The organism is Candidatus Sodalis sp. SoCistrobi, from assembly GCF_900143145.1.
Lineage (GTDB): Bacteria > Pseudomonadota > Gammaproteobacteria > Enterobacterales > Enterobacteriaceae > SoCistrobi.
In genome coordinates, this window is sequence record NZ_FRDB01000199.1 from 1 (window position 1) to 5332 (window position 5332).

The 5332-nt window shown below is 56.5% G+C and carries 6 protein-coding genes, 1 pseudogene and 1 riboswitch; of the genes and pseudogenes, 6 read left to right on the forward strand and 1 reads right to left on the reverse strand.

The window, feature by feature from the left end:
* Nucleotides 1–125: 125 nt before the first annotated feature.
* Nucleotides 126–539: pseudogene (locus tag CINSTRO3249_RS12390) on the forward strand (YeeE/YedE family protein); the annotation flags it as partial.
* Between the two features lie 18 nt (nucleotides 540–557).
* The gene (tsuB, locus tag CINSTRO3249_RS12395; RefSeq protein WP_074013507.1) at nucleotides 558–782 is read left to right on the forward strand and encodes a thiosulfate utilization sulfurtransferase TsuB/YeeD; all 225 of its coding nucleotides are present in this window, start codon (nucleotides 558–560) and stop codon (nucleotides 780–782) included.
* Nucleotides 783–803: 21 nt separating this feature from the next.
* Here the strand turns inward: tsuB and CINSTRO3249_RS12400 are convergent, their stop codons facing one another.
* Nucleotides 804–1289 (reverse strand): GNAT family N-acetyltransferase, encoded by a 486-nt coding sequence (locus CINSTRO3249_RS12400; protein WP_074013508.1) that lies wholly within the window; start codon nucleotides 1287–1289, stop codon nucleotides 804–806.
* 272 nt (nucleotides 1290–1561) lie between these two features.
* Here CINSTRO3249_RS12400 and CINSTRO3249_RS12405 point away from each other — a divergent pair, with 272 nt between their 5' ends.
* The 4 genes from CINSTRO3249_RS12405 (at nucleotide 1562) to CINSTRO3249_RS12425 (ending at nucleotide 5227) form a co-directional block, all read left to right on the forward strand.
* Nucleotides 1562–2284, forward strand: a complete 723-nt coding sequence (locus CINSTRO3249_RS12405; protein ID WP_084790221.1) for a helix-turn-helix transcriptional regulator — start codon at nucleotides 1562–1564, stop codon at nucleotides 2282–2284.
* 908 nt (nucleotides 2285–3192) lie between these two features.
* A riboswitch (TPP riboswitch) is annotated at nucleotides 3193–3293 on the forward strand.
* Between the two features lie 45 nt (nucleotides 3294–3338).
* Nucleotides 3339–4127: a hydroxyethylthiazole kinase gene (gene thiM / locus CINSTRO3249_RS12415; protein WP_074013509.1), complete on the forward strand. Its 789-nt coding sequence runs from the start codon at nucleotides 3339–3341 to the stop codon at nucleotides 4125–4127.
* A complete protein-coding gene (gene thiD / locus CINSTRO3249_RS12420; RefSeq protein WP_074013510.1) occupies nucleotides 4124–4927 on the forward strand; it encodes a bifunctional hydroxymethylpyrimidine kinase/phosphomethylpyrimidine kinase in 804 nt (267 codons plus the stop codon). Before thiM ends, thiD begins: the two co-directional genes overlap by 4 nt.
* A gap of 54 nt (nucleotides 4928–4981) precedes the next feature.
* The gene (locus CINSTRO3249_RS12425; protein ID WP_074013511.1) at nucleotides 4982–5227 is read left to right on the forward strand and encodes a hypothetical protein; all 246 of its coding nucleotides are present in this window, start codon (nucleotides 4982–4984) and stop codon (nucleotides 5225–5227) included.
* Nucleotides 5228–5332: the final 105 nt, after the last annotated feature.

Consider the following 5332-nt stretch of genomic DNA (forward strand, 5'->3'; position numbering starts at 1 on the left):
TCATATGCTGTTTAACCAGCGTCTGATATCGGCGGGTAAGGCGAGAGTCAATCCCGCCAACAGATAGGTTGAAATCATTCTGCAAAGTAATAACAGGTATCACGATAAATGTGTAGATACCTATGCCGTTAAGCATCGCCTCCGGGCGCCACTTTGGCCTTGGCATTACCGCGCCGAGCGCCAATATTGTTCAGTATCTGGTTATCGGGGATGACAAATTCATTAATTGGGGCGTGTTTTTAGTGTTAGGGATCTTCCTTGGCGCGTTTATCGCCGCCAAGGGCAGCGGCGAATTCCGCCTGCGCGCCGCCGATGCCGCCACCACGGTCCGCAGCGTCGCCGGCGGCATCCTGATGGGTTTCGGCGCCACGACCGCCGGCGGTTGCTCCATTGGTAATGGTCTGGTCATGACCGCGATGCTGACCTGGCAAGGGTGGGTGGGGTTGGCCTTTATGATTCTCGGCGTATGGACAGCGTCATGGTATCTGTTCGTCCGCCCGCGGCGGCAAGAAACATTACGCGCCGCATCAGTCAGATAATGGTAATGAGGAAACAAAATGATTAAAAAACTGGATGTCATCAGTCAGGTTTGTCCTTTCCCGCTTATCGAAGCACAGTCCGCTATGGCGGCATTGCAGACCGGCGATGAACTGGTTATTGACTTCGACTGCACACAGGCGACGGAAAGTCTGCCGCAATGGGCGGCGGAGCAGGGCCATGCCGTGACGGACTATCAGCAGGTCGGTGCCGCACAATGGAGCATCACGCTTAAAAAAGCGTAGGAAAGCGTTACGGACGCCGCATCAAGGGCGTCCTGAAGCGGTTTGCCGCCGCGAAGAAGCGGATGGCTGGCGGTGATGCATGAGATAGTATTCACCGTTTTCCGCCAGGCCGGTGGTAATGACCCGCCAGCCGTTGTTCAGATAAAAGCGCAATGCGCGCTGATTCAGTACCAAGCATTTCAGCGCCATCGTGCCCCGGCATAAGGGATAGCAGGCGTCCAGCAAGGCGGTGCCGACCTTTTGCCGCTGCCATTGTGGCGCAATAAATAAATTGTGCAAAAAGCGATCCTGCACCGAAAGCGAAGCAAAGCCGGCGATTGTCTGGTCGATTTCCGCCACCAGAATTTTTTCCCCCAGCGTGACCGCGTCAAAGTCTTCCAACTGCCAATGGCGATCGTCCAGCCACAACCAATTCGCTTTGCGTGAGGCCAGAAACAGCGTGCGCAAGAAAGGACGATCGGCTTCCTGATACTGTCTGACGGTAATTTCGCCGCTGTTCCTGTTCATTGCATGTCCTGCTGGCCGGGTGGCAATAGAGGGGTTCAGGGTTAACTATAGTACATGTTATTTAATGTCTAGGCTAATCAAATCGCTGCGGCGAAGGGTATTAAGCATCGCGATACTATGATGGATAATTATAAACAACTCTGTTAGTGGTTGCTTCCATTGTGGCCTTCTTATACTATCCAATAATCATAAAGTAAAATAACTGCAGCGCCGGATTTCCATCGCCGGTGCGATTATTCCGTTCATTCAAATAAATATAACAGGTAGAGATAATGGGTGACCCAAGCGATAAGGATTATATGCTATTCATCAACCAGATGAAGAAAAATATTAAACTTTATCTTTCACATATATTTAACGACTCCGATGTTTTCTCTTTTGCCTACTTCATGATGAATAAAGATGAAGGACACCCTGCCTTTATGATATCCGATTACCCGGCGGGTTGGCTAAATCAATATCGTAATTATGGTTATCAAAAAATTGACCCGGTAATGCTGATCGCCTGCCGTAAGTTTTCGCCTTTTAGCTGGCAAAATAATCCCAATATGCCAGATCAAAACTTTTATAAGATGTCGAGTGATTACGCGCTTGACAATGGTTATACCTTCACGCTGCACGATCCTGACAACAATCTGGCCACGCTGACGATAAGCCAGATGAAGCAACATGCTGAATTTTATGATGTAATAGAAAAAGAGAAAGATAAGTTTCAGATGTTGCTCATTACCACCCATGAACAGGTTATCCGCTTTTTCGACGCCCGTAAGGAACAGATTGGCGAGCCCGAGCAAGACACCTGTCGGCTTTCGCCGCGGGAAAAAGAGGTGTTGTTCTGGGCAAGCGTAGGTAAAACCTATAATGAAATCTCTATGATCCTGTCAATTCGCGAAGGAACAGTTAAATTTCATATCCGCAATATTATCAATAAACTTGGCGTGGCGAACGCGAAACATGCTATCAGCAGGGCAATGGAACTGAAGTTGTTAAGTTAGCCGGCAAGAAATTTCCATCGCAATCCATCGGCACCATTAACGGCCTGATAATTAATCCATTGTATTTATTTAATTAGCGAGAAATAGGCTGCTGAGTGAGGTGCCTATTTCATTCCATTAGTTCCCACAACAGTGATGAACTTTGCTCTTTAAGCGTTCGGGCACCATTGTTGGCACCGGACAAATAATCTTACTGTCCCGGTTTCGCGAAAACTATCATAAATAGATTAACGCGCCGTGCCGGTCTTGGCGCATCGTTGGCTGGCTGGCTGGCTGGCTTTGTGTCGGCCCAGCGGCCTAACGGCCTAACGGCCTAACGGCCTAACGGCCTAACGGCCTAACGGCCTAACGGCCTAACGGCCTAACGGCCTAACGGCCTAACGGCCTAACGGCGCAACGGCGCAACGGCGCAACGGCGCAACGGCGCAACGGCGCAACGGCCCAACGGCCCAACGGCCCAACGGCCCAACGGCCCAACGGCCCAACGGCCCAACGGCCCAACGGCCCAACGGCCCAACGGCCCAACGGCCCAACGGCCCAACGGCCCAACGGCCCAACGGCCCAACGGCCCAACGGCCCAACGGCCCAACGGCCCAACGGCGCAACGGCGCAACGGCGCAACGGCCCAACGGCCTAACGGCGCAACGGCGCAACGGCGCAACGGCGCAACGGCCTAACGGCCTAACGGCCCAAGGAACAACGGCCCAGCGGCGCAACGGCCTAACGGCCTGGCGCTTGGGCGGCCGTGTGGCGGGACGGTTGAGCGCGGCTTTGGGCGAGAGCACCGCAGTGCTTTTGCTGAACATTTTTGTCAGACCCATAAGGGTAAACCGATTGTATTTTGCTTGGGCATTACGCTATCATGCCAAGAGAAATAAACAAACGCCAAGCAATAAAAAAACTGATTTATCAATGACTCGGGGTGCCCTGACCGCTAGGTGAAGGCTGAGAAATACCCTTATTACCTGAACTGGATCATGCCAGCGTAGGGAAGTCACGGTATCCATTCACCGGCGGAACCGCCTTCTTGATCGCCGGTGGGAGAATGAGAGCCATGCAACCCTCCGAACTGCCGGGCGCGATTGCCGCCCATACCTTACAGCAGCTGCGCCAGCAGGCGCCGCTGGTCCATTGTCTCACTAACGACGTAGTGCAAACCCTTACCGCCAACACGCTGCTGGCATTGGGCGCCTCCCCCGCGATGGTTGTGGAGCCGGAAGAGGTCGCGCAATTCAGCGCCATCGCCGATGCGCTATTGATTAATATTGGTACGCTGTGCCAGCAGCGGGCCGCCGCCATGCTGGCGGCAATCGCCGCCGCCGGCGCGGCGGGCACCCCCTGGGTGCTGGATCCCGTCGGCGTCGGCGCGCTGCATTACCGTACCGATTTCGCCCGGCGTCTGCTGACCCTGCAGCCCGCGGCGGTGCGCGGCAACGCCTCGGAAATCCTGGCGCTGGCCGGTATTGCTCCTGCCGGCCGCGGCGTTGATAGCGGCGATGATTCCCTGCAGGCGCTGCCCGCCGCTCAAGCTTTGGCGAAAGAGTGCGGGGCAATAGTGGCGGTGACCGGCGCGCTGGATCTGATTACCGACGGCAACCGCACTTGGCAGGTTGACGATGGTCATCCGCTGATGACCCGCGTAACCGGTACCGGTTGCGCCCTGTCGGCGGTGGTGGCGGCGTGTTGCGCCTTGCCGGGCGAGCGGCTGGATAACGTTGCCGGCGCCTGCCGGCTGATGGCCCGCGCCGGTCGTCTGACCGCCGCGTGGGCGGCGGGGCCGGGCAGCTTTTCCAGCGGCATGCTGGATGAGCTGTACCGTCTGTGTGCGGAGGATGTGCAATGAGCCGGATTTATCATGCATTATCCATCGCCGGCACCGATCCCAGCGGCGGGGCGGGCATCCAGGCTGATTTGAAAACCTTTTCGGCGCTTGGCGTTTATGGCACCACGGTGGTGACCTCGCTGGTGGCGCAGAACACGCGCGGCGTACAGTCGGTGTATCCTATCGCTGCCGATTTTGTCGCGGCGCAGATGGAGTCCGTGCTTAGCGACGTGCGCATCGATAGCGCCAAAGTCGGTATGCTCGGCCAGGCTGCGGTTATCCGCGCGGTGGCGGCCAAGCTCAGGGAGCACGCGGTACCCTGGCTGGTGCTCGATACGGTCATGGTCGCCAAGAGCGGCGATGCGCTGTTGGATGAGGATGCGGTGACCAGCCTGCGGGATATTCTGCTGCCTCTGGCGTCCATTATCACCCCCAACCTGCCCGAGGCGGCGGTTTTTCTCGACTGCGCGCCCGCGGTCAATGAGCAGCAAATGCGCCAGCAAGGTCGCGCGTTGTTAGCGCTGGGCTGTCAGGCGGTAGTGATGAAGGGCGGCCATTTGGCCGGCGATGCCAGTCCAGATTGGCTGATAAGCCCGGACTATGAGTTGCGGTTTGAGGGCGCGCGGGTCGCGACCCGGCACACCCACGGCACCGGCTGCACGCTGTCCGCCGCCTTAGCCGCGCTGCGGCCGCGCTATGATGACTGGCCGCAGACGTTGCGCGCGGCTAAAGCCTGGTTGCAGCAGGCGCTGCTGCATGCCGATGATTTAAGCGTGGGGCAAGGTATCGGGCCGGTCCATCATTTCCATGAGTGGTGGTGACACGCCCTCAAGAATGCCGATGGCGAAGGTCAGCAGATCGTGCGCTAATTGGAGATGCCGCGCATCAAAAGCGTTGAGCACGAAGCTGGTCTCGGCGCGCTGCGGCCGGAGGAGCAGCGCGGGGCGACGCTCCGCGCGGGCGGTATTGGCGGCCAGGGTGTAAATGTATCCCGGCTGGATCTGGTTTTGCGCATCACGCCAGAGCAGCTGCAGCGCTGGCGCCTCGCCCTGCCGGCGGCTGATGAAAACATTGCCCGCCCAAAACCCGGCGAATTCCCGGTCGTGACTCAGATTTATTGATACGTTATACTCTACATTTTTAAAAATACACTATGGCAAAGATTGATGTTACCTGCCCTCGTTGTAGCGAAGCTGATGGAGTTCGATGTAATGGTCATTCGGCAT